This window comes from Vibrio sp. QJM3NY_35 (genome assembly GCF_057785915.1).
The window spans coordinates 472,195-497,757 of record NZ_CM173507.1 but is presented as its reverse complement, the minus strand read 5'-3'; the positions used below and the strand labels follow the sequence as shown (position 1 = coordinate 497,757).

Annotated in this window: 19 protein-coding genes; 7 read left to right on the top strand and 12 right to left on the bottom strand. The window is 45.6% G+C overall.

The annotated features are described in order from the left end of the window. The 6 genes from parC to nudF all read right to left on the bottom strand — a co-directional run bounded on the left by parC (position 1) and on the right by nudF (position 6,946). Entirely contained in the window at positions 1-2,259 is a 2,259-nt protein-coding gene (gene parC, locus AC3CH3_RS02285; RefSeq protein WP_050622285.1) for a DNA topoisomerase IV subunit A, read from the bottom strand. A gap of 3 nt (positions 2,260-2,262) precedes the next feature. Continuing rightward, complete coding sequence (gene parE / locus AC3CH3_RS02280) at positions 2,263-4,143, bottom strand: DNA topoisomerase IV subunit B (protein ID WP_017061428.1); 1,881 nt, start codon at positions 4,141-4,143, stop codon at positions 2,263-2,265. 239 nt (positions 4,144-4,382) lie between these two features. Beyond that, positions 4,383-4,988: an esterase YqiA gene (yqiA, locus tag AC3CH3_RS02275; RefSeq protein ID WP_019824174.1), complete on the bottom strand. Its 606-nt coding sequence runs from the start codon at positions 4,986-4,988 to the stop codon at positions 4,383-4,385. Then, the gene (cpdA, locus tag AC3CH3_RS02270; protein ID WP_488537650.1) at positions 4,988-5,812 is read right to left on the bottom strand and encodes a 3',5'-cyclic-AMP phosphodiesterase; all 825 of its coding nucleotides are present in this window, start codon (positions 5,810-5,812) and stop codon (positions 4,988-4,990) included. Before cpdA ends, yqiA begins: the two co-directional genes overlap by 1 nt. 59 nt (positions 5,813-5,871) lie before the next feature. Next, positions 5,872-6,312, bottom strand: a complete 441-nt coding sequence (locus AC3CH3_RS02265; protein ID WP_008222561.1) for a DUF1249 family protein — start codon at positions 6,310-6,312, stop codon at positions 5,872-5,874. A gap of 4 nt (positions 6,313-6,316) precedes the next feature. After that, entirely contained in the window at positions 6,317-6,946 is a 630-nt protein-coding gene (gene nudF, locus AC3CH3_RS02260; protein ID WP_488537649.1) for an ADP-ribose diphosphatase, read from the bottom strand. A gap of 227 nt (positions 6,947-7,173) precedes the next feature. Here nudF and tolC point away from each other — a divergent pair, with 227 nt between their 5' ends. Next, a complete protein-coding gene (tolC, locus tag AC3CH3_RS02255) occupies positions 7,174-8,493 on the top strand; it encodes an outer membrane channel protein TolC (protein ID WP_019824182.1) in 1,320 nt (439 codons plus the stop codon). A 141-nt stretch (positions 8,494-8,634) separates the two neighbouring features. After that, entirely contained in the window at positions 8,635-9,972 is a 1,338-nt protein-coding gene (locus AC3CH3_RS02250; protein ID WP_488537130.1) for an IS4 family transposase, read from the top strand. 64 nt (positions 9,973-10,036) lie between these two features. Here AC3CH3_RS02250 and hldE read toward each other — a convergent pair whose 3' ends face one another. The 3 genes from hldE to AC3CH3_RS02235 all read right to left on the bottom strand — a co-directional run bounded on the left by hldE (position 10,037) and on the right by AC3CH3_RS02235 (position 15,938). Further along, complete coding sequence (gene hldE / locus AC3CH3_RS02245; protein ID WP_371724401.1) at positions 10,037-11,467, bottom strand: bifunctional D-glycero-beta-D-manno-heptose-7-phosphate kinase/D-glycero-beta-D-manno-heptose 1-phosphate adenylyltransferase HldE; 1,431 nt, start codon at positions 11,465-11,467, stop codon at positions 10,037-10,039. A 121-nt stretch (positions 11,468-11,588) separates the two neighbouring features. Next, positions 11,589-14,438 carry a bifunctional [glutamate--ammonia ligase]-adenylyl-L-tyrosine phosphorylase/[glutamate--ammonia-ligase] adenylyltransferase gene (gene glnE, locus AC3CH3_RS02240; RefSeq protein ID WP_019826851.1) on the bottom strand — a complete coding sequence of 950 codons (2,850 nt, stop codon included), beginning with the start codon at positions 14,436-14,438 and terminating at the stop codon, positions 11,589-11,591. A 243-nt stretch (positions 14,439-14,681) separates the two neighbouring features. Next, a complete protein-coding gene (locus AC3CH3_RS02235; protein WP_019826853.1) occupies positions 14,682-15,938 on the bottom strand; it encodes a methyl-accepting chemotaxis protein in 1,257 nt (418 codons plus the stop codon). Positions 15,939-16,035: 97 nt separating this feature from the next. Here AC3CH3_RS02235 and AC3CH3_RS02230 point away from each other — a divergent pair, with 97 nt between their 5' ends. Beyond that, positions 16,036-16,785 (top strand): potassium channel family protein, encoded by a 750-nt coding sequence (locus tag AC3CH3_RS02230; RefSeq protein WP_488537648.1) that lies wholly within the window; start codon positions 16,036-16,038, stop codon positions 16,783-16,785. Positions 16,786-16,836: 51 nt separating this feature from the next. Here the strand turns inward: AC3CH3_RS02230 and AC3CH3_RS02225 are convergent, their stop codons facing one another. After that, positions 16,837-18,354, bottom strand: coding sequence for a CYTH and CHAD domain-containing protein (locus AC3CH3_RS02225; protein ID WP_017102953.1), 1,518 nt, complete (start codon positions 18,352-18,354; stop codon positions 16,837-16,839). A gap of 207 nt (positions 18,355-18,561) precedes the next feature. Here AC3CH3_RS02225 and AC3CH3_RS02220 point away from each other — a divergent pair, with 207 nt between their 5' ends. The 3 genes from AC3CH3_RS02220 (at position 18,562) to AC3CH3_RS02210 (ending at position 21,450) form a co-directional block, all read left to right on the top strand. Next, positions 18,562-19,242: a TIGR00153 family protein gene (locus tag AC3CH3_RS02220; RefSeq protein WP_010434644.1), complete on the top strand. Its 681-nt coding sequence runs from the start codon at positions 18,562-18,564 to the stop codon at positions 19,240-19,242. A 128-nt stretch (positions 19,243-19,370) separates the two neighbouring features. Beyond that, entirely contained in the window at positions 19,371-20,633 is a 1,263-nt protein-coding gene (locus tag AC3CH3_RS02215; protein ID WP_048609672.1) for an inorganic phosphate transporter, read from the top strand. A 205-nt stretch (positions 20,634-20,838) separates the two neighbouring features. Then, on the top strand, positions 20,839-21,450 hold the full coding sequence (locus AC3CH3_RS02210; protein ID WP_017062917.1) for a TIGR04211 family SH3 domain-containing protein: 612 nt from the start codon (positions 20,839-20,841) through the stop codon (positions 21,448-21,450). Between the two features lie 105 nt (positions 21,451-21,555). Here AC3CH3_RS02210 and AC3CH3_RS02205 read toward each other — a convergent pair whose 3' ends face one another. Beyond that, positions 21,556-22,503, bottom strand: a complete 948-nt coding sequence (locus AC3CH3_RS02205; RefSeq protein ID WP_488537647.1) for a general secretion pathway protein GspB — start codon at positions 22,501-22,503, stop codon at positions 21,556-21,558. After that, positions 22,503-24,173 carry an ExeA family protein gene (locus tag AC3CH3_RS02200; RefSeq protein ID WP_488537646.1) on the bottom strand — a complete coding sequence of 557 codons (1,671 nt, stop codon included), beginning with the start codon at positions 24,171-24,173 and terminating at the stop codon, positions 22,503-22,505. Before AC3CH3_RS02200 ends, AC3CH3_RS02205 begins: the two co-directional genes overlap by 1 nt. Before the next feature lie 36 nt (positions 24,174-24,209). On the opposite strand from AC3CH3_RS02200, the gene AC3CH3_RS02195 reads away from it, so the two are divergent. After that, a complete protein-coding gene (locus AC3CH3_RS02195) occupies positions 24,210-25,526 on the top strand; it encodes a multifunctional CCA addition/repair protein (protein ID WP_019826867.1) in 1,317 nt (438 codons plus the stop codon). Positions 25,527-25,563 lie beyond the last annotated feature (37 nt).

The following is a 25,563-nucleotide window of genomic DNA, read 5'->3' as shown; positions in this document are numbered from 1 at the left end:
CTACGATTCACTTTGCTCTTCGATATCGATACGCGTCACTCGCTGTAGTCCTCTAGGCAATAGACCACCACGACGACCACGTTCACCACGGAAGTTTTCAAGATCCGCAGGTTTCAAACCAAGCTTACGTTTACCGGCGTAAATAGTCAGCGTCGCATTCTCTGGGATAGCCATAAGATGCGAGACAAACTCTTCACGCTCTTTTGCTTTCGCAGAAGGGATGTTGATGATCTTGTTGCCTTTACCTTTGCTCAGCTGAGGTAGGTCTTTAATCGGGAACAACAACATACGACCTTGGTTAGTAATCGCCAGAATCTGGTTAGAGTCCAAGTCAGCAATCGGGCTTGGCATCATCACTTCAGAAGCTTGTGGCAAGTTAACCAAGGCTTTACCGCTCTTGTTCTTAGACAGCAGATCGCTACCCTTACAAACAAAACCATAACCTGCATCAGAACCGACTAACCATAATTGTTCATTCTCTCCCATCACCACTTGGCGAATAGAAGTACCTGGGCTGACGTTCAAACGGCCTGTAATTGGCTCACCTTGGCTTCGCGCCGACGGTAGTGAATGTGACTCAAGGGAGTAGCTTCGGCCATCGCTGCCGAGGAACACCGCTTGCTGGTTACTCTTACCCTTAGCACTCGCTAAGAATCTATCACCAGACTTGTAGTTCAAGCCTTCAGCGTCCACTTCATGCCCTTTGGCATGACGAATCCAACCTTTCTCAGACAACACAACCGTGATTGGTTCGCTTGGCACTAAGTCGCGTTCTGTTAGCGCTTTCGCTTCAGCACGCTCAATCAGAGGTGAACGACGATCATCGCCGTATTTATCTGCATCTGCTTGGATTTCTTTTTTGATCAGCGTATTCAAGCGACGCTCTGAACCGAGTAGCTTTTCAAGCTTTTCACGCTCAGCTTCAAGCTCTTCTTGTTCCGCTCGGATTTTAAACTCTTCTAACTTAGCTAAGTTACGAAGTTTAATATCAAGAATCGCATTGGCTTGAATTTCAGAAATGTTGAAACGGCTCATTAGGACAGGACATGGTTCGTCTTCTGTACGAATGATTTCAATCACTTCATCGATATTAAGATAAGCAGCAAGCAAACCTTCTAAGATGTGCAAACGTGCCAATACTTTATCTAAACGGTACTGCAAACGACGGCGAACCGTTGTGCGACGGAACTCGATCCACTCTTTCAGGATTTGAACTAAGCCTTTAACTTGAGGACGGTTATCTAAACCAATCATGTTCAAGTTAACGCGGAAGTTTTTCTCTAGATCCGTCGACGCGAACAGGTGACTCATCAATTGGTCACAGTCGATACGATTAGAACGAGGAACAACAACGATACGCGTTGGGTTCTCGTGATCAGATTCATCACGCAAGTCGTCAACCATTGGCAGCTTCTTAGCGCGCATCTGGTTAGCGATTTGCTCAAGTAACTTCGCACCTGACACTTGATGAGGTAAAGCCGTGATAACAATATCAGAGCCTTCCTTGTGCCAAACCGCGCGCATCTTGATGCTGCCACGTCCAGTACGGTAGATCTTTTCGATGTCCGATTTCGGAGAGATAATCTCAGCTTCAGTCGGGTAATCAGGACCTTGAATGAAACCCATCACGTCTGAAAGCTCAGACTTCGGCGTATCAATTAGGTGAATGGCTGCATTAGCGACTTCACGCACGTTGTGTGGTGGAATATCGGTCGCCATACCTACCGCGATACCTGTAATACCGTTAAGTAGAATATGAGGTAGGCGAGCAGGCAGCATTTGAGGCTCTTTCATCGTGCCATCAAAGTTTGGTTGCCAATCAACCGTACCTTGACCTAGTTCACCTAGCAGAACCTCAGCAAACTTAGATAATTTCGCTTCGGTATAACGCATCGCAGCGAACGATTTCGGGTCATCCGGAGCACCCCAGTTACCTTGACCATCGACCAATGGGTAGCGGTAAGAGAAAGGCTGCGCCATCAATACCATCGCTTCGTAACAAGCAGAGTCACCGTGCGGGTGATATTTACCTAATACGTCACCAACGGTACGTGCTGATTTTTTGTATTTCGATGCAGCCGATAAGCCCAGCTCAGACATCGCATAGATAATACGACGCTGTACTGGCTTCAAACCATCACCGATATACGGCAATGCACGATCCATGATCACGTACATTGAGTAATTTAAGTAGGCATCTTCGGTGAACTTGCGCATTGGCAGCTGTTCAACGCCATCATATGTAATTTCGTTAGACATCCATTATACCTCGGCCATATCACCGTTAGTCTGTAGCCATGTACGGCGATCATCTGCACGCTTCTTACCAAGCAGCATGTCCATCATCTCGTTAGTCGCTTCGCTGTCGTCAATCGTTAACTGAACAAGGCGACGAGTATTTGGATCCATGGTGGTTTCACGCAACTGAAGTGGGTTCATTTCACCCAGACCTTTGAATCGTTGCACGTTGATCTTGGCTTTCTTCTGCGATAGTCGCTCAAGCACACCGTCTTTCTCTGCGTCATCAAGTGCGTAGAACACTTCCTTACCGCAATCGATACGATACAGAGGAGGCATTGCCACATAGATATGACCCGCTTCAACCAATGCATGGAAATGGCGAGTAAACAAAGCACATAGCAGTGTCGCGATATGAAGACCATCCGAGTCCGCATCGGCAAGGATACAGATCTTACCGTAACGCAGGCCTGATAAATCATCGTTATCTGGGTCGATACCCAGAGCTACCGAGATGTCATGCACTTCTTGCGAAGCCAATACTTGGTCTGCTGACACTTCCCATGTATTTAGGATCTTACCGCGAAGTGGCATCACCGCTTGGAACTCACGGTCACGTGCTTGTTTAGCAGAACCACCCGCCGAGTCCCCTTCCACGAAGAAGATTTCGGTACGGCTTAAATCTTGAACTGAACAGTCAGTTAGCTTACCCGGCAGTGCTGGGCCTGACGCGATTTTCTTACGCACAACCTTTTTGCTTGCGCGCATACGGCGGTGAGCATTCGCAATACAAGCTTCTGCTAGCTGTTCCGCCAATTGTGGCTTTTCGTTCAACCACAGGCTAAACGCATCTTTTACCACACCAGAAACAAACGCAGCGGTTTGACGAGAAGACAAGCGCTCTTTTGTTTGACCAGCAAACTGCGGATCTTGCATCTTCACCGAGAGTACGTACGAACAGCGATCGAAAATATCGTCGCCCGTTAGCTTAACGCCACGTGGTAGCAAGTTGCGGAATTCACAGAACTCACGCATTGCATCAAGCAGACCTTGGCGAAGACCGTTTACGTGTGTACCACCTTGCTTAGTCGGTACTAAGTTCACGTAACTTTCGGTGATCATGTCGCCGCCTTCTGGCTGCCAGATGATCGCCCAGTTTGCCATTTCTGTTTCAGCAACGAATTCGCCAACATACGGTTCTTCAGGCAGTAAGGTGTAACCTTTCACGCCTTCGGCAAGGTAGTCTTTTAGGCCATCTTCATAGAACCATTTATGCTCTTCGCCACCGACTTTGTCGATAAAGGTAATTTCTAAACCTGGGCAAAGCACTGCTTTTGCACGTAGGTTGTTAATCAGACGAAGTGTCGAAAATTTAGGGCTATCGAAGTACTTAGGATCAGGCCAGAAATGTACTGATGTACCACTGTTACGATGACCACAAGTGCCCGTTACAGTAAGCTCTGTTACGGCATGACCACCTTCAAGTGCGATCTCGTGAACCTGACCTTCTCGGCGTACAGTCACTTCAACACGTTTTGACAGCGCGTTTACGACCGAGATACCTACACCGTGCAGACCACCAGAGAACTTGTAGTTGTTATTCGAGAATTTACCGCCAGAGTGGAGCTTAGTTAAAATCAGCTCAACACCTGAGATCCCTTTTTCAGGGTGAATATCGACAGGCATACCACGGCCGTCATCGGTAACTTCTAACGATTGGTCTGCATGAAGTACCACTTTGATCTTCTTAGCGTGTCCCGCTAGTGCTTCATCGACCGAGTTATCAATGACTTCTTGGGCAAGGTGGTTAGGTCTTTCTGTCTCGGTATACATTCCCGGGCGGTGTCGCACAGGATCGAGACCTTCAAGTACCTCGAGGTCTTTTGCATTATATTGTTCAGTCATAATACGGAGTTTACTCAAAAAGTTTGCGTCAGTTCGCTGGCTCCAGTTTCACTAAAGCAGAATCATTACTATGAACCGTCATAGTAGAGCGAACGAGCGAAGTATTGGGGAATATAGTCTGGAAGCTGAGTAATGATGTCAAGCTAGTTCAAAAACTAAGACATCAAACTATGATATTTCACCATTGATAGATGAAATAACAGGCAAACAAGAGAGAATCACTTGGTTGGTGGAACAGATTAAAGATTTAGAAAGGTGATGATTTGTTGTGGGTAGCGTTCAAAATCAACAAAGCTATGATCCCCGCCCTCTTCTACTGTCTGTGTTGCACCTTGGTACTTCTCTACCGCTTGTCGGTAATCCAGAACTTCGTCTTCCGTTTGCTGAAGTAACCAGAAGTCGCTCGGCTTAGCGATCGCCGAAACCTCTAACGCCTTCAGTTCATCAATATGTTTTGTTTCCAGTACATATCGTTCATCTGTGTATGGGTTTACTTGTTCACCTAAATAGTCAGCAAGAAGCTCATACGGCTTCACTGCTGGGTTTACAACCACCGCTTTAAAACCATAGTGGCTATTCAGCCATGTTGAAAGATAACCACCCAGCGAGCTACCGACCAACGCTATTTGATATTGCTCTTTGTATTGCTCCACCAGCTGCTGCAAATGGAGTGCCGCTTGCTGAGGGAAACTCGGCAGTTGAGGGGTTACAACTTTAATATCAGCGCGATGCTCCGCACAGTAATCTGCCATTACGTTCGCTTTATGAGAACGTGATGAACTGTTAAACCCATGAATATAGAGAAGCAGTGATGGCTTATTAGCTTGCTGATCAGAGCCTGGCATTAGTAACCAGCAGCCTTAAAATCAGGCAAGAACTGCCCATGAGGCAGACGACGAACTTGCGTGCTGACCGTTCCGTCTTGATGTAATTCAATCTCTCTCCAACCCGGAGACAAAGTATCGACCGCGAAGTCATCTGAGTTAGGTTTGAATTGCACACAAGTCGACGGTGTTGCCATGACTTGTACACCATGATGATCTCGGTTCATGTCTTGATGAACGTGACCACACAGTACCGCTTTAACATTGGTGTGCTGTTGAACCACATCCCAAAATTGATCGGCGTCTTTTAGGTTATGTTGATCCAACCATGCGCTGCCCACCAATAATGGATGGTGGTGCAATAGAACCAAGGTATTGCGTTCAGGGAACTCCGTCAGCTTTTGTTCTAACAGATCAAGCTGTTGATCGCTGAGGCGACCATGAGGCACACCAACCACCTGCGAGTCTAGCATCACCATCTGCCAGTTATCGCCTAGCAAGGCATGCTCAACACACTGTATTTGTGGTGATGGTAAAACACTGCCCATATTAGGCTTAAAGTCATGGTTCCCTGGCAGCCAATAGCATGGCTTTTCCAAAGGTTGAATCCCTGACTCAAATTTCTGGTACGACTCAGCACTGTGATCTTGAGAGATATCACCGGTTGCTAAAATCGCTTGATAGTCAAAACCCTGACTAACAATGCCATCGACTACAGCACGAAAGCTATCTTGAGTGTTGATGCTTAATAAGCTGCCATTGCTCGGCGCAAATAAATGCGTGTCCGTTAGCTGCACAAGCTTAATAGTGCTCTCATCAAATTTTGAAGTGTGTGATAATTCCAAAATAACAAATCCAGATACGTTACTGTTTAGACTTTAAAAGTGTTGATAAATCGGCTCAATTAAAAGGCAATTGGGGTTCGGCTGATACCCGTTTTTAAACAAAACGTTAACCATTCCCCAAGAAATTTATTCAATTGAAATTTCTCGTCCTTTTGCAGAAGCTTAGTGTTGGGATAGTCATATTTCGCTTTGACTCGCGAAAAATCCCCGCTAGCGCACACTTCTGCAACTCGAGCGTCGTGATATAGCCTGACAGACATTTTTGGCAAAGGAAACACTGGCATCGCGTCACTCTGACATATATCTATTAATGTGGTGTATTTTGTGACCTCATTCACTGTCAATTGATACACCATATTAACGGCTTGGTAACAGCGAACGTCACCAACCTCATGCCCAACCGGTAACAAAGCGTTCAGTTTGGCATAGTTAGTCTCGTAAACTCGCATCAATTCAGCAAGATCAACATGATACGGTTTTTTGACCGCGATATTTGGCATGACGTTAATCTATCCACTCTGACTGTAATTCTTGGTAGTTCAATTGTAGCCACTGTAGCGCAATGATCGTGGCTCCATTTTCAAATGCACCATCTTTTACCAACTGATAAGCAGCTTCGCGACTCATCACTTGCACACGAATATCTTCACCTTCGTAGTCCAATCCGTGTACCCCTTTGGCTGTCGTTGCATCAACACAGCCAACAAAGACGTCGAGCTTTTCAGAGCAACCACCAGATGAAGGATAATACGAAGTAATAGGCAATACAGATCCGACTTCGACTCCGGCTTCTTCCATCGCCTCACGACGAGCGACATCTTGTGGTGATTCATCAGTATCAATGATCCCAGCAACAATTTCGTATTGCCATGGGTTCTTATGCTCTAGGGCACCGACACGGATCTGTTCGACGATCACCACTTCATCACTCACAGGATCATAAGGTAGCAAAGCGGCAGCATGTCCACGCTCAAACATCTCACGCTCTACTGGTTGGCTCCAGCCGCCCTCAAACAGTCTATGTTTAAATGTGTACTTAACCATTTTGAAAAAACCACGAAACAGCGTCTCTTTTGAGACTATTTCCACATCTTGCGGAGTAAACTCATGTCGTTGATTGTCATACTGTTGCATTTGGTACCTCACTAAGTGATCTTTATAGTTTACTCATTGTCCGAGTTAACTACCAAGGATAAGGTTCAACTTTTTATATAAAATTTATAATTAAAGTTAAGTTTTAAAAAATAAATATTGCACAAGTGGACAGTTAAATGTAAAAAAGTGCAAAGTTTCGAGTAAATTACCACCAAACTGGGTTAAACTCTTCTAAAGAAAATTCCATAAAAGGCAGGAATAGGAAAATGAAAAAACTGCTTCCACTATTTATCAGTGCAGCAATTGGCAGCCTGAGTTCGTCAGCTTTTGCTGATACGCTAGCTGAAGTTTACGACCAAGCAAAACAGAACGATCCACAACTTCTTCGTTCAGCAGCGCAGCGCGATGCCGCTTTTGAAGCAGTAACGTCAAGCCGTAGCTCTTTGTTACCGCAAATTAATCTAACAGCTAACTACGATATTAATCGTGGTGACCGAAGCGATATGAGCAATGATAACAACCAATGGGGTGTTGGCATTGGTTTCAGTCAGGAGCTTTACCAGCGTTCTTCTTGGATCACTCTAGACACGGCAGAGAAAACTGCTCGTCAATCTGATTCAGCTTACGCGGCAGAACAACAAGCCTTGATCCTTCGTGTTGCGACAGCATACTTCGAAGTGCTTCGAGCTCAAGATAACCTAGAGTTTGTTCGTGCAGAGAAAGCAGCGGTTGCTCGTCAACTAGAGCAAACTAAACAGCGTTTTGAAGTAGGTCTTTCAGCAATCACCGATGTGCACGATGCGCAAGCTCAGTACGATGGCGTTTTGGCTGATGAAGTTCTTGCAGAGAACGACCTAACAAATAGCTACGAAGGTCTTCGTGAGATTACAGGTCAGGAACACTCTAACCTAAGCATCCTAGATACTGATCGTTTCTCAGCGAGCAAATCTTCTGAATCTGCAGTTGCACTTGTTGAACAAGCAGAACAAAAGAACCTTAGCTTATTGGCTGCACGTATCTCTCAAGATGTAGCGAAAGATAATATCTCTCTAGCAAGCTCTGGTCACCTACCAAGCTTAACGTTAGATGGTAGCTACGGTCTTGCAGAACAGACAGACAGCTCTAACAGCGTAAATGACTACGACTCTGACAACCTAAACATCGGTTTGAACTTAGTTGTACCTCTTTACACGGGTGGTAGCACAACTTCTTTGACTAAACAGGCTGAATACAACTACGTTGCAGCAAGTGAAGACCTAGAAGCGACTTACCGTAGCGTTGTAAAAGACGTACGTGCATTCAACAACAACATCAGTGCTTCGATCGGTGCTCTACGCGCTTACGAACAGTCTGTAGTGTCTGCTCAGTCTGCTCTAGAAGCAACAGAAGCTGGTTTTGATGTAGGTACTCGCACTATCGTTGACGTACTAGACTCGACTCGTCGTCTATACGATGCGAACAAAAATCTTTCAGATGCTCGTTACAACTACATCCTAAGTGTACTTCAGCTTCGTCAAGCAGTTGGTACGCTAAGCGAACAAGATATTGTTGATGTAAACGCAGGTCTAAAAGTAGCAAGTAAGTAACTCTTAATTACTCAAGTTGCCGTTACAAAAATGCCGCTCATTGAGCTAACACTGATCATTTAAGCATTTTCCTGATCAGTTGAACGATCCTACAGATGGTTAACAATACCCTTAAGCACTTTTGTTTAAGGGTATTTTTTTATGCTGTCACACTGGTTAATCGATGTTGACGATTTTGCTAATCCAGAATCTCTTTCTTTGTTCCAAAAAGACCTTCCGCTAGATTGGATAAACCAAGCTTTATCTGAAACGAATAAAGCGAGTATGCGCCGTAGAAAGCTACCCGCAGAACTCGTTGTATGGTTAGTCGTTGGTATTGGTCTATATCGAGATAGACCGATTACCGATGTACTCGATAAGCTCGACCTCAAATTGTCTAATTCATTGGGTGAAACGATTGCACCTAGTGCAATTCCTCAGGCAAGAAAACGCCTCACCGCTAAGCCTTTAAAGTCATTATTCTCAATCACAGCAAAGCACTGGACACAGTCGGAAGATGCGGGTGATAAATGGAATGGTTTGAGCCTATTTTCAATCGATGGCACACAGTTTAGAACTCACGATAACCCAAGCTTAGCTGAGCATTATCAATATGTTTACTACCGAAAAGACAGGCACACTGAGTACCCAATCGTTCGAATGTGCGCACTCACATCACTACGGAGTCGCCTTATTCATGATGTGGCTTTTGGGGATAGTTCTAAAGGTGAAATCAGCTATGCAAAAGATTTAATTTCATCAGCAGTTCCGAATTCATTGACCATTTTTGACCGTTGCTACTTGAGCGCAGAACTAATGCTTAACTGGCAACAAGAGCATGGAACAAGCCACTGGATGACGCCAATAAAGTCAAATGTGAAATATGAAATCATCGAGCAGCTCGATGATGATGGGCGAGATCTGATTGTGGAGATGAAAGTCTCTCCCCAGGCTAGAAAACAAGCCCCGAGTCTCCCTGAAACGTGGAAAGCTAGGCTAACTCTATATCCCGATGACGTTGAACAGCAACCCAATCATATACAAGGGCTGCTAACTTCTCTAACAGATAGAAAATACAGTTTAAAATCATTATTAGATGTGTACTTCGAAAGGTGGGAAATCGAGAATAGCTATGGCGAGATTAAGCATGACATGCTTGGAGATGAAATCCTGCTCCGCAGTCAATCTGTAGAGGGTGTAGAGCAAGAGATATGGGGTATCCTTATCGCGTATAACTTAATCCGTCTGGAGATTAGCCGAATAGCAAAAGAGGCTGAAGTCTCGCCACTTAGGATAAGCTTTACGATGGCACTTCGAGATATTCAAGATGAGCTAATGTGGTGTGCTATCGCCTCCCCAGGTTCGGTTCCCAAAAAGCTGCGAGCAATGAGAGAGCGAGTGAAACGTTATATTTTGCCCGAAAAACAAAAACGGCCCAAAGATAGGACCGTTCGTTTTAGTAAGACTCGCTACACTGTGCTATCTAAACACCTTAAATGATAGGTGTTGGCTCATTGAGCGGCATTTTTATTATCTGTCGAATATTGGTATTGAGCGCTAAAACTTAGCCTCGACCACCTTTAATCGCTTTAATGATTTCAGTGGTAGAGCAACCATCTTCAAAGTTAAGTACTTTCACTTCACCACCAGCGGCAATCACTTCCGCACCACCAGCGATCTCTTCAGGTTTGTAATCACCACCTTTCACAAGAATGCTTGGCAATACCTCAGAGATTAAACGTTGAGGTGTATCTTCAGAGAATGGTACAACCCAATCAACCGCACCTAAGCCAGCCAATACCGCCATACGACGATCAGTTGGATTCACAGGACGACCTGGACCTTTCAAACGTTTTACTGATTCATCAGTATTAACCGCAACGATCAAACGATCGCCCAACTCAGCAGCATGATTCATGTAAGAAACATGCCCAGCGTGCAGAATATCAAAGCAGCCATTGGTCATAACCACTTTCTCGCCTTTCGCACGAGCACGCTTCACCGCTTCAACCAGTGCTGCTTCAGAGATAACGCCGTAGTCTGTATCTTGGCTACCGTGAATCGCTTCCGCTAATTCTATCGTAGACAGTGTCGATGTACCTAGCTTACCAACAACTACACCAGCAGCCGCATTCGCTAATGCACACGCTTCATCCAGAGGTTTACCAGCAGCAACAGAAGCTGCAAGGACAGAGATAACCGTATCGCCGGCACCTGTGACATCGTACACTTCCTTGGCTTGAGTCGGTAAGTGGAACGGTGCCTGACCTTTACGCAGCAGAGTCATACCGTTCTCGCTGCGAGTCACCAGCAATGCTTCAAAGTCGTATTTTTCGATTAAGGCAATGCCTTTCTCGATAAGGTCTTCTTCAGATTTAACCTTACCTGCAACCAACTCGAACTCTGCCATGTTTGGCGTAAGCAACGTTGCACCACGGTAACGCTCTAAATCAGCCCCTTTTGGATCGATGAATACCGGAACATTCGCTGCACGCGCTTTTTGAATAAAGCTCTGCACGTGCTCTAACGCACCTTTTGCGTAATCAGATAGAATTACCGAACGCACATTTGGCAGCGCTTGCTCCATGCGAGACAGTATCAATTCAGGATCCGTATTCTCGAATTTGTCTTCAAAATCAAGACGGATCAACTGCTGACCACGACTCATCACACGCAGTTTAGTAATGGTTGGGTAGTCTTCCAACTCAACGAAATCACACTTAACCTTTAGTGCGCCTAAGGTATTTTTTAACACCTCAGCAGGCTCATCTTTACCCGTTAAACCAACGACATGAGCATGGCCACCAAGAGAGGCAATATTCATTGCCACGTTGGCAGCACCACCAGGACGCTCTTCGTTATTTTCTACTTTCACAACGGGAACTGGTGCTTCTGGTGAAATACGGCCAGTTGGGCCATACCAGTAACGGTCAAGCATTACGTCACCGACAATAAGAACACCTGATTGGCTGTAGTCAGGTAGAATTGGTTTCATTGTTGAGCTCCAAAAATCGAATCTGGCTAGAGTCTAGCACACTGATTACAGTGGCTAAACTACAGATAAATGAGTAAAAGCCTATCAAGATAAACATAGCACTCGCTACGCTATGACTGAATTATGCTTCCATCCACTGCTTCCATGCCTGAACAACATGTTCTCTTTCCATTTCAAACTTTTCAATCGCCACATCCGCATCAAGGTTAAGTAGATTACGGTGGTGGATTTCATCCCTTAATGTGGTGTACGCATTGGTCAATGCCATACCTTGTTGCTCGTCCATTATCCCTTGCGACAACAAGCTTTCAAAGATTCTCACATTGTCACACCAACGAGTAAGCTTAGGTTTCTCGTTGCTGTATCTAAGTACTAAATATTGCGCCAAAAACTCAATATCAGTGATACCACCGGCATCTTGTTTCAGCATGAACCGGTCGACTTTTTTGCCACCTAAATGGTCGCGCATTTTTTCACGCATATCCACAACGGACTTTTTGAGTGTTGTCTCATCACGCGCTAGGCACAAAACCTCATGACGTGTTTTGTTAAATGCCGAAGCCAATAACTCATCACCATAAATCATACGAGCGCGAGTCAAGGCTTGGTGCTCCCATGTCCACGCGTCATTATGCTGATACTCGTCAAAGGCATCGGTTGGACTCACTAACAGGCCAGATGCACCAGAAGGGCGTAGACGAGTGTCGACTTCGTACAGAATGCCAGAAGCGGTTCTGGTCGAGAAAATATGAATAATACGCTGCGCTAATCTTAAGTAGAATTGGCGCCCATCGATCTCTTTCTTTCCATCAGTATAGATGTGTACCGGGCAGTCGTGCATGAACACGATATCGAGATCGGAGTTATAACCAAGCTCCCAGCCGCCAACTTTGCCATAACCAACGACAGCAAAACCGCGGCCTTCACGGTCTTTAACATGAGTGGGCTCACCAAACTTAGCCGACACTTGTAACCAAGCTTGGTTAACACCGGCTTCAACAACCGCTTCTGCTAAGTAAGTCAGGTGATCACTCACCTTCATCACCGGCAGCACACCCGCTATATCCGCCGCAGCAATCCTTAGGATACAAGTCTGCTTAAACTGACGCAGACCTTCCATCTGCTGCTCCATGTCGTCTTCAGGAATACGGGCAAGGTAATCACGCAGCTCGGTCTTGTAAGACTCTAAAGGCACTGGATTGTAGAGTTGCTGAGGGTCGATAAGTTCATCTAACAGAATTGGATAACGACCCAACTGCTCCGAAATCATCGGGCTTGCCGTACATAAACGAACTAACTGAGTCAACGCTGCAGGGTGTTCATCTAGCAGCTCAAGGTAAGTGGTACGCGTAACGATTTTATGCAGTAGATGCAGTACTCGCGACAAACCAAACTCGGCATCCTTAGCTGTGTACAGTGCTTGAAAGACTTTTGGCATCAGTCGATTGAGGACTTCACGCCCACGTGGGCCAAGGGTCTTCTTAGCTAGATCAGCTTTAAATTGGATGATGGTTTTTGCCGCTTCTGGTGGGCTAGCGACCGCAATATCATGCTCCAGTACATGTTCAATCACGTCTGGTTTATGGGCCATATCCCACAGTTCGCTAAAATGACTCGCGATCGGATTAGCGTCATCTTCATCAACGCCAATTAGGTCTTCGAACACGGTATGTACATTCGCCATATGGGCGCGAGTTGCCACAATCAAGCTATCCCAATCGGAAAATTGCATGGCAACCGCAAGCTGCAGTTGTTCGAATTCGCCGTCAGGTAACGTTTGAGTTTGCTTGTCAGCCATTGCTTGTAACAGGTTCTCAAGGCGACGCAAAAACAGATAAGCCTCACGTAGGTGCCCTACCTCTTCTGATTCAAGCAAGTGCAATGACTCGATAGCCGTTAGGGTTTCCAGTAACCCTCGACCGCGTAAGCTAGGCTCGCGTCCACCACGAATCAATTGGAATACTTGCGCGATAAACTCAACCTCACGAATACCACCAGAGCCAAGCTTGATGTTGTTCGAGAGACCACGACGACGCACTTCGCTGCTGATCATCGATTTCATTCGGCGCAGAGATTGAATCGCACTAAAATCAATATAACGGCGGAACACAAACGGACGTAGCATTTGGCGAAGCTCTTGATACTCCGGATACATCTCGCTGCCCATCACGCGCGCTTTAACCATAGCGTAGCGTTCCCAATCGCGCCCTTGCTCTTGGTAATAGTCTTCAAGTGCGGCATAGCTCATCACAAGTGGACCACTCTCACCAAACGGGCGCAGACGCATGTCGACTCGATAACAGAACCCATCAAAGGTTTGCTGATCAAGCGCCTTGATAACACGTTGCCCTAGACGGGTAAAGAACTGCGCATTGGCAATGCTTCGTCTCGCACCTTGGGTTTCGCCATTCTCTGGGTAGGTGAAGATCAGATCGATATCGGAAGAGAAGTTAAGCTCACCGCCCCCTAGCTTGCCCATACCAATGATCAACATCGGCTGTGCTTCGCCTTGTTCATTACAAGGTGTGCCCCACTCTTTACAACAAATATCGTACTGCCATTGGTAGGTTTCGAAGATCATCGCCTCAGCCAACATCGATAGATGATTTAGGCTCTGCTCTAGCTCCCACGAACCCATGAAATCACGCCAAGCAATGTAGGTCATTTCTCGATTACGGAATTGACGCAGTACGCGCTGACCGCTCATTTCATCGGCGCAACCAGAAAGTAATTCAGCCAATCGTTCTCGGTACGCTTCAGCGCGTTCTTCGCATGCCAACATATCAGGTAAGTCAGCACATAAAACCGTATCACGCTGCAGGCAATCTCCAATAAAACAACTTAAACCGAGTACACGTTTAAGATCTTCAGTCAGTGGCTCAGACCAAGTACTGATGGCTTCACTTTGATGCTCTAATAATTGCTCAAAAGCAGACTGTGAGTGAGTGACGATTTGAGAAGGCAATGGCATGTTTCTTCCTTGTATAAGCTGCGCGCTGAACAATCGGTTCTGTTCTTTAGTAAATAGTTTTAACAGACGAGTTTAACAACGAGCTTTGATAACCCGTTTTAATATCTAGGGATAAGTTATACCAAAGTTCTGCCAATAAAAAACGCCCACATTAGCAATGTGGGCGTTTTATCAGTGAACTTATAGAGTTAGGCCTTTCTCTCTAGAAAACAGCCTCTATCAATAAGGGTTTAGAGAACAACACTAAACCTTAAATTGCTTAATCTTACCGTCGAGTTCTTGTGCGTTGCTTTCCATAAGCTGAGAGGTCTCCAACAGCTCACCAACGACCACTACAGAGGCTTCAACAAGCTCACGAACATTGGTTAGGTTAACACTCATCTCTTCAGCAACACTGCTCTGTTGGCCTGCAGCGGTCGCGATCTGGAAGTTCATATCATTGATTTGGTTGACTTGGCTTACGATGCCATCTAGCTCTGAACCAGCATTGGTTACCAGATCAACGCCTTCAGCCGCTTCTACAACACTCTTCTCCATCAACTCTACGGCTGAGTTAGCGCTGCTTTGTAGGTGACTGATCATATCTTGAATCTCGACTGTCGCTTGTTGAGTACGCTGCGCAAGGTTACGAACCTCATCGGCAACAACCGCAAAACCACGTCCCGCTTCACCTGCACGCGCGGCTTCAATCGCTGCGTTCAGTGCTAACAGGTTCGTTTGTTCTGAAATACCTTGGATAGTACCCACAACGCTACCAATTGAGTCAACGCGTTCTTCTACTTGGTTTACCGCAGCTGCAGATGCTGCGATATCTGAGGATAGCTCACTCATCTTAGACACTGACCCTTGAACGAACTTCTGACCAGTAAGAGCTTGGCCTGATGCTTGTTCAGTCAATGACGAAGCGCTTTGCGCATGCTCAGCGACAGTTTGTACCGTAGAGGTCATCTCACTCATTGCTGTTGCTAGCTGATCGATCTCGTTGAACTCTTCTTGCGCTGAATCTTTGGTTTCAGACATGCTGATGGTCATCACTTCCGTCAGAGCAAACAGCTCATCAGAAGAGGCTACCTGAGTTTTGATCATGTCGTTCAGTTGGACGCGAGTTTTTTCAAGTTCGCGTGCCACATCGCCGTATTCATCTTTACAGTCCATTTGAATCGGCACTGATAAGTTCTTGTCGGCCATGGTTTTAATGGCGTCATTAAGGTATTGAGTCTGACGCAGCATAACGCGCGCCGCTGCTAATAGAAGAACCACAAACACAATGATCATTAAGGCTGTTTGCCAAGCTACTTGAACAAGATAAGTCTCGTAATGCTGCTGTGCGACTTGTGCGTTATTGGTTACAGCAAGCAATGAATCGTAAAACGTACTTGCGTCCCAAAGCTGCTTCGAAATGATCAAGATAGTGCTGAATATCATCAGCATGACCATTTTTGGAACGAGACGAACGTCAGAGATTACCCTTTCCCACGGCTTGAATGACAGTTTAGTCATTGTCAGTTCTCCATTAATTCTTATATATTGATGGCTTCTATATCCGCGAGGTGGCTATGTCAGTCAAAGTTCGCGATTTATTTTGAGCCTCGTATGAATGTTGAATAATACCAAAAACGCCACCAAGCCGATGAGCTTATTGTCACTGATTCTCTCTTTCTTGGCGTTATTTGTGATCTCAGGCTTATTGTTCGTACCGATCGATAAAGAATCGAAACAAGTCCTTATCGGCCTCGATTTTATAATCTGTAGCGTTTTTCTTTTTCAGCTCACTATTGATCTATTCAGGTCACAAAACAAAAAAGAATATCTAAAAGTACACTGGATCGATTTCTTAGCAAGCATCCCAATGATCGAGCCACTTCGTTTCGCTCGCATTTTTCAGATCTTGCGCGTGATTCTCGTTCTTCGGTCGGGAAAGCGTGTTTTCAGAGAGCTGTTTCGCAATAGAAAAGAAACGACACTCGCCTCAATTATTTTGCTATTGGTTATTCTCCTAACCATAGGGGCCGGAACAATATTGCTGTTAGAACACAAAGATCCCGGTGCCAACATCACCACTGGGCAAGATGCTTTATGGTGGGCATTTGTGACCATCAGTACGGTGGGATATGGCGATCATTATCCAGTCACGAGTTCCGGAAAATTAGTCGCCTCTCTGGTGATCATTTGCGGAGTGGGTGTGTTTGGTATGATTTCAGGCTTGATTACTTCTTTGATCACCTCTCCAACTCATCATGAGAATCAACGAGCGGAAAACAAAGAGAAGCACCTTGAGAAGATCATAGAGCAACAACAGAAGATCTTAGAACGACTCGAAAAGCTTGAGCAACAAACAAAAAAATAGGGCCGGAGCCCTATTTTCAAATTCATACTTATATTGATATAGATATTGAATCTAGTCTTGCCAGTATGGCTCAACCTCAACACTGATTTGGCGCGTCTGTTCCATCGCATGCAAGATGGACACTTCTTGACGAGCCAACCAACGCTCTAACTGAACCTTCTCATCGCCTTCCAACTTCTCAGTCAAAGGCTCTAATGTTTTAAGTGCCAGCAAGTCATCAATGCCTTGCACCATATCGGCCCAAGGTAAACGGAAACTGTTTCGCTCAGCGTCATCATACAAACTCGCAAAGCCAACACCAGAATATAGGTTTCGCATCAAACGGTATTGCTGCTCAATATACGCTTGGCTGGTCATCACTCGCTCTGGCGGGAAAGCTTCCATCAAGTCTGCCCATGTACGGTCGAGTTGCTGCACGGAAAACCATTCGATACCACGACCCATTTGCTCACGCGCTTTCTCATCTAAGAAAGGCTGCCAGCCACGAGACAAGATCCAACGGCTCAGATCCAACAATAAACCAGTGTAACGAGCAGAGCTCAGCAAGGTAAGCAGATCTTCACGATCTGGCAGTTGCTCTTGCATCTCTTTAAGCTCAGCGACTAAGAACTTACGCGCATCGAGTTTACGTAGTACGTGTCCTTTATCTTCCAGCAAGTCTTCGAAGTGATCATAGCTTTTCAGCCAGTCGAGCTCTTGCTCAAGCCATTTCAACTCTTGACGTAAAATAGCACTCGCGCGTCTTGGGACAATGCCACCGTAGATAGTGAAGGTTTGACGAATAAAACTCAGCGAGTGACTGATCTCATGCAGCGCTTCAATCGATTGGCGCTCGGTGAAGATCTGCTCGTGATAGTGCCAATGAGCGAGAGCATGCTCTAAAGATTGAATGAAACACGATTCAACGGTATCACTTTTGTCAGTATCAACTAAGGTCAAAGGAGTGACTTCATCTCCTTGATAACCTTGAGCAAGGCGGTAACCCTTAGCTGCTTTGCTTAGGTTACCCAAACGCATACCACCTTGTTCGCAGAATTGGCGAGACAATGTAAATAGCGCATCCGTCTGACCGGATTTAAGTTCCAATTCGACTTCGCAAATCGGTTCTTGCAGGTCGCCTGATTCGACAAAGCCTTGATCGAATGCGACCTCGACTTGGCTACCATCAGGCATACCAATCAACCACTGCTCACGCGTGAAGTTGGTAGAGAACAGAGGAGTCAGCTCAGCTTGCAACGTTTCGATGTCTTTACCCGCTGGCCAGATATCCTCTGGGTGCAAGGCTAGCTTAGGTTCGTTGCTGTCGTGCTCTGCATTGTATTCAGGCCTTTGGTGCAGGCCAGCAACCACACGACCAGCAGTTTTTACGGTTTGTACAAATACGTCATCAAAGCGTCGAATGCGTAAGCCTGTATCGTGCTTACGTAGCCAGTTGTCAGCGGTGTCAAAGTAGATGTTACCTAGCTCACGACAACTGTGCTGAAGTACTTTAGTTTCAGCAATTTTATTGCGTAAAGTCTCTGAAAATTCAGGAGAAACAAAAAACTTCAGTTCTATCTCGGTTTCCATAGTTATACCTTTCTGTGAAGATAGGGACAGGATATTGCCAATTTGAAAAGTCGGCAAGTCAGAAATATCGCCCTTATGATGATCTAAAACAGTTTTAATGAGAGATTGATTAGGTTAACATGCGCGACTTTGTAGCCATCGCTTAACATTTCACCATGAATATGGTGTATGTTGTTTTAAGGTTATTATTTATTAGGTTGGATGACCATGCCAGTAAATACAATTATGGGGTTATTTGCAAAGTCCCCAATTAAACCTTTGCAGCGTCACGTAGTATGCGTGAACGAATGTTGTTCTCACCTAGTTAATTTCTTTGAAGTTTCTTCAAAAGGTGACTGGGAAAAAGCATCAGAAATTCGAGCTCAAATTTCTCACCTTGAGAAAGAAGCTGACGTACTAAAACGTGAAATTCGCCTTAAACTTCCTCGTGGTTTGTTTATGCCAGTTGATCGCACCGATATGTTGGAGCTATTAACGCAACAAGACAAACTCGCAAACCTAGCGAAAGACATTGCTGGCCGTGTATATGGTCGTCAACTTGTCATTCCTGCTCCAATGCAAGAAAACTTCATCGCTTACGTTAAACGTTGTCTAGATGCAGCGAACCAAGCACAAAACGTAATCAATGAATTAGACGAATTACTTGAAACTGGCTTTAAAGGCCGTGAAGTAACACTCGTTGCCGAAATGATTCATCAATTAGATGTAATTGAAGATGACACGGATGCGATGCAGATCGAACTACGCCAACAACTAATGGCAATTGAAGGCGATCTGAATCCAGTTGATATCATGTTCTTATACAAAATTCTTGAATGGGTTGGTGGTATTGCAGATCAAGCACAGCGTGTAGGCGCTCGTCTTGAAGTAATGCTTTCTCGATCTTAAATCATACGTTAACCATATAACGAAGAGCATTTTTTGAACAAACCACTTATGCGCTGAGTATTTCTCTCGCTGAGCGGTTTTTTGCGTCTAAATTTGTTCCGCTTGTTATCAAACAACTAGGTATTACGATGGATATCCTTGCTAACTACGGCACTGTCCTGATTATTGTTGCAGCAGCTTTCGGTTTCTTGATGGCTATTGGTATTGGTGCAAATGACGTTGCGAACGCAATGGGCACCTCAGTAGGCTCTAAAGCTCTAACCGTTAAACAAGCGATCATTATCGCAATGATCTTTGAATTCGCAGGTGCTTACCTTGCGGGCGGCGAAGTAACAGACACGATCCGTAAAGGTGTTATCGAAACGTCTCTATTCGCTCATCAACCTGATGTACTTGTGTACGGCATGATGTCAGCACTTCTTGCTGCTGGTACATGGCTACTTCTCGCTTCTTACATGGGCTGGCCTGTTTCTACGACTCACTCAATCATCGGTGCAATCATCGGTTTTGCGTGTATTTCTGTAGGTACTGAAGCTGTAGACTGGAACAGTGTTCAAGGTATTGTGGGCAGTTGGATTATCACACCCGTTATTTCCGGCTTCTTCGCTTACGTGATATTTGTAAGTGCTCAACGACTGATTTTTGATACAGAGAACCCGCTATTCAACGCGAAACGCTTTGTACCGGTATACATGTTCATCACAACGATGGTGATTGCACTTGTAACCATCAAGAAAGGTCTTAAGCACGTTGGTCTTCACCTAAGCAACACTGAAGCATGGGTTTGGGCTGCTGCCGTTTCTGCGCTTGTTATGGTCGGCGGTTACCTATACATCCAGAAGAAATTTGCTAATCGTGAAGAAGACCACGGCTTTGCCGGTGTTGAAGGCATCTTCTCTGTACTAATGGTTATCACAGCTTGTGCGATGGCATTTGCACACGGTTCAAACGACGTTGCGAACGCGATTGGTCCACTGTCTGCTGTTGTATCAACCGTTGAGCACATGGGTGAAATCACAGGTAAGAGTACTATCGCATGGTGGATTCTTCCTCTAGGTGGTTTCGGTATCGTTGTTGGTCTTGCAACAATGGGTCATAAAGTAATGGCAACCGTTGGTACTGGTATTACAGAACTAACACCAAGCCGTGGCTTTGCTGCACAACTTGCAACTGCATGTACAGTTGTACTAGCTTCAGGTACTGGCCTTCCAATCTCTACTACACAAACACTCGTTGGTGCTGTTTTAGGTGTTGGTTTTGCTCGTGGTATCGCAGCACTAAACTTAGGCGTTGTACGTAATATCGTGGCTTCTTGGATTGTGACACTGCCTGCAGGTGCTCTACTTGCTGTTGTGTTCTTCTACGGAATTCAAGCTGCGTTTACTATGTAATCGCGACTGCGCTAGTGAATACTAGCGTCAGAACAGTGTGAGCTTCAGTAGCGATATGTAAATGCCATGTCATTATTGACTCAAACGCACAGAAAGGGAGGCTTTGCCTCCCTTCTTTGTTGCACCGCATAAAGAAACTAAATATTATTTGCTGATTGAGGCTGACTCATACGCCTACCCAATTTGAATCGTTAAGGGATTTACTGTGAAAAAACTGATTAGCTTAGTTTTGTTCGCAATGCTTGCGGCTCCAGCTGCCTTTGCACAAGACCGTTATATTGCTGACAAACTATTTACTTATATGCATTCTGGCCCAAACAACACATTCCGTATCATCGGTAGTGTTGATGCTGGTGAAAAGATTACATTCCTACAAACTAACAAGAGTACGGGTTACACCCAAATTCAAGACAACCGTGGCCGTAAAGGTTGGGTTGAAAGCAAGTTTGTGAGCACTCAAGAAAGCATGGCACTGCGTATGCCTAAGCTAGAGAAAGAGCTGACGGAAGTTAAAGGTAAGCTAGCGAATGCTCGTCAGAGTGCTGACAGCGAAAAAGCTGGCCTAGCAAGCTCTCTAGATTCTCGTAACAAGCAGATTGCTGAACTAGAACAGAACTACAGTGAAATTAGCCAACAGCTAACGAGCTCTCAAACAGAGAACCGTGAACTGCGCGCTAAGCTAGATACTCAAAAAGACGACCTGCTATTGAAGTACTTCATGTACGGTGGTGGTGTTGCGGGTATTGGTCTACTTCTAGGCCTTGTTCTGCCACACATCATGCCTCGTCGCAGAAAATCACCAAACGGTTGGGCGTAGACGTAACGCTTGTATCAGGTACAGTAAATTCAGTATCGAATCTCAAAAAGGAGCACCTAGGTGCTCCTTTTTATTTGTCTGTTATCTAAATACTTATAGAACTCGCTAGCCTTTCCACTCGTACAGAGCTGGGATTTCTATCTTCTGCTGGTTGAACTCTATGATCACCGATTGCGGCTTAATCTCGAGTAACTGAATGTCTCGTCCAATCCAATCCCCTTGCGCCACCTCTTGGCCGTTCACTTTTACCCAACGCTTGGTTTCACTACTCGAGTACATATGAGTTTGTAGGTCTAACTTAGGTAGCACTCCTGATAAGCTATTAGTGTGCGTTTCCAATTCAATGACCTGAGAACCTCCTTGCCCTGCGGGTCTAGAGTCCATCGGCTCAGGAGCGCTTTGTTGCTCACCCATGATGGATTCAAGCTTCAATGCCAAATCAGGTGGCAACTCACTGAGGTCTAGCCCTTGCAGCAGATCGCTGTCTGATTGCTGATAATTGCCTTTATCGCTTACACCAGGTCCAACTTCAGGCTCAGCTAATGACAGCTCTGAATCATCTATCGTTCGCGTACTGCTCTCGGCTATGACTACCGGCACAGTAACTCCACTAGAGAGGTTAGTGCTGTCAAAATAAACCTGAGCATAAACCTCTTGCCGAGGTAACGACTTTAACGCCTTACTTGTCGGTGCTGAACGCACCACAAACAGAGGCCCATCTTCCATTTCTTCTTCCGCATTCAAGTCAGCCGTTTCGACATCCTTGAATTGAGCTGGCTGTGGTTCTGTGTTCGAGGTGGTGACAGCTTGGCTAGCCGTTTGCTGTTGATGGTAAGATTGATAAGCCAGAACGCCACCTACCAACAAAGAAGGAACCAAGATTAAAAGTAGCCCCATCGCTAACGATGAACCTCGCTTGTTGCTCATCCCTTTGGCAGAATTAGGAACATGATGATTCTGGTAGCCTTTGAAGCTTGGCTTGCTAAGAGAGTGCTGATTAATAGAAGACGCCTTGTGAGACGACTGTTTAAGTTCGTGCATAATACGTGACATTAGCTTTCGCCCCCTTCTAGTGACATCAGCTTAGGCGAATCGAGTTGAGCTAATCTCTGCAACCTTGCCAAGGTGCGCTTACCTGCAATGCCATCAACCGACATACCCTGCCACGTTTGAAATGCTTCGATTTTCATTTTTAACTCATAATCAAATACATCACTACCAGAAACAACCTCTCCCAATACTTCAGAAAGTAACAAATCAAGCAAAGCAACCGCTTCACCTTGATAGCCCTCTTTGAGGGTCTCTCGCAGCGGCTGTTTCCAAATAGCGACATAATCGCCTTGCCAGATTTGCTCTAAGGATTGCTTCGGCATCACCAACAACTTTTCATTCACCAGTAACTCGACAGAATCCTTAGACACACCATACAGCACAGCAAACACTGGCTTTTGGTCTATGTCGAGATTAAGTACCACAGGCACGCCTAGTTCTAACAATGTATCCAAATTGGCCTGTTGCTGCTCGCATACAAAGACACTTTGTGGCTCACTTAAGCACAAGCCATCACGCAGTGAAGATTGATATCCCCACAGCGTATACAAGTCTTTGATAGCAAGAGAACGATTGGTCCCCTGCATCAAATGTTGTTGAATGTGTTGTGGCAATTCAAACTTGGCAGGTTTTGGCTCAGCAACCAACTTTGGAACATCTGATATCAAAGAACGCTGAGTGCGTGCTAACACTTCAGTCTTAGCTTCACCTGAAGTTTCGGCAGATAGCCATGAATTGATATAGCTTGGAGCGAAGTTAAAGGTCGCAATTGCAAGACCAACGCTTAACGTCGCAACCCCTGCGTATTGGAATAACTTGGGCGCAACACGAAAAGTTCGAGGTTTCTCGACGTGATACACATCGGCCTGAAAGGACATAACCTGCTGACATGCTCGGTTAACCGTTTCATTGCTCGGTAGCTGCTCTCCATCATGAAAAGCCAACTGCAGTGCTTTGTCACACACCAAGTTAATGAGCCTTGGAATACCATGCGTATATTGAGCAATCAGCTTGATAGAACGGTTCGAAAACAACATCTGCTCGCCACCCGCCGTCTCCAAACGAAACGCGATGTACTTGCCCGTTTCTTCGGTATTAAGAGGCAGTAAGTGATAACGACCAGTAATACGCTGTGCTAGCTGACGTAGCTGAGTGGTTTGTAAGTGCTGTTGTAATTCAGGCTGGCCGACCAACAGTACTTTTAACAGCTTGCGACTGTCGGTTTCCAAGTTCGTCAGAAGGCGTAGCTGCTCCAACACATCGGCAGCTAAGTGTTGAGCTTCATCTATCACCAATAAGGTTTGAATACCTTCCGCATGACTATCCAGTAAGAAGTAGTGAATCGCCTGACTCAGTTGCTTGAGTGATGCCTGCTGCGGATAGTCGATTTCGAACTCATCGCAAATAGCTTCAAGTAAATCCGTATTGGAAAACGTAGGGTTGAGTATAAGGCCAGCTTGAGTGTGGCTATCAAGAGAAGACAACATCGCCTTAGCGACCGTTGTTTTACCTGTTCCCACCTCACCAGTAAGCATTGCAAAGCCCCCACCCTCACCTAAACCGGCTTGTAGGTTCTGCATCGCCTCTTGGTGGCGCTGACTCAAAAACAAGTAGCGAGAATTTGGTACAATCGAAAATGGCATCTCAACGAAGCCAAAATATTCCTTATACATGTGCTGCCCTATAATTACGATTAATGGAAAGTACCATTGCTTGCCGTAAAGTCCAGCAGTGATAAAACATTTCGAGGTGATAAGTTGCAAATATACGATAGCCTACCAAAAGAGAATGGGCTACAGCGCTATCTAGTCGGTGGGGCGGTGCGCGATAAGCTACTCAATATTGATAGCTATGATAAAGATTGGGTCGTGGTCGGCAGTACCCCTCAACAGATGGAAAGCCTTGGCTTCACTGCTGTGGGTAAAGATTTCCCGGTATTCCTGCATCCAAAAACCAAGGAAGAGCACGCACTGGCTCGCACTGAGAGAAAATCAGGCTCTGGTTACACAGGCTTCGAATGTTACTTCGCGCCGGATGTTAGCCTGGAAGAAGATCTGATGCGCCGCGATCTAACGATCAACGCCATCGCACAAGATGATGAAGGCAATCTTCACGATCCTTACCATGGCCAGAGAGATCTCTCAGATCGTATCTTAAGACATGTTTCGGACGCTTTTGTTGAAGATCCATTGCGTGTGCTGCGTGTTGCTCGCTTCGCTGCCAAGCTTCACCACCTCGGTTTTAGCGTCGCACCTGAAACCATGACCATGATGGCGACAATCGTTCAATCAGGAGAACTTACTCACCTTACTGCTGAGCGAGTGTGGCAAGAGTGGCACAAATCACTCAGCACGCCACACCCAGAAGTGTTCCTTTCGGTGTTGAGAGAGTGCGGAGCATTAGGGGTTGTTTTGCCAGAGATTGACATTCTATTTGGTGTTCCTCAACCGGAAAAGTGGCACCCTGAGATCGACACGGGTATTCATACTCTGATGGTTGCTCAGCAAGCAGCGCTATTAAGCCCATCGCTACCCGTACGCTTTGCTGCTCAAGTGCATGACTTAGGTAAAGGAGTTACACCTGAGAGTGAGTGGCCAAGCCACAAAATGCACTGCCACACAGGTGTTAAGATCATCAAAAAGCTATGTGAGCGAGTCAGAGTACCTAATGAGTTCAGAGATCTTGCGCTGTTAGTGTGTGAGCAGCACTCAAACATTCATCGTGCCGGCGAGCTCAAGCCGACAACCTTCCTTAAGGTTCTCAACAAGTTCGATGTTTGGCGCAAACCAGATCGACTTAACGATATCTTGCTTTGCTGCCAAGCTGACCACGCTGGCCGTAAAGGGTTAGAAGCTCAGCCTTACCCTCAAAAAGCACGTTTTGAAGTCGCTTACCAAGCGGCGCTTCAAGTAGAAGTCAAAGCGATAATTGCTGATGGTTTTCAAGGCAAAGATATTAGAGAAGAACAAGAAAAGCGTAGAGCCATCGCAATTGAAAATGCCCTATCAGAAATCGCTGATAATTAATCGCCATAACGCTGATTACCATGCATAAAAAAACCCG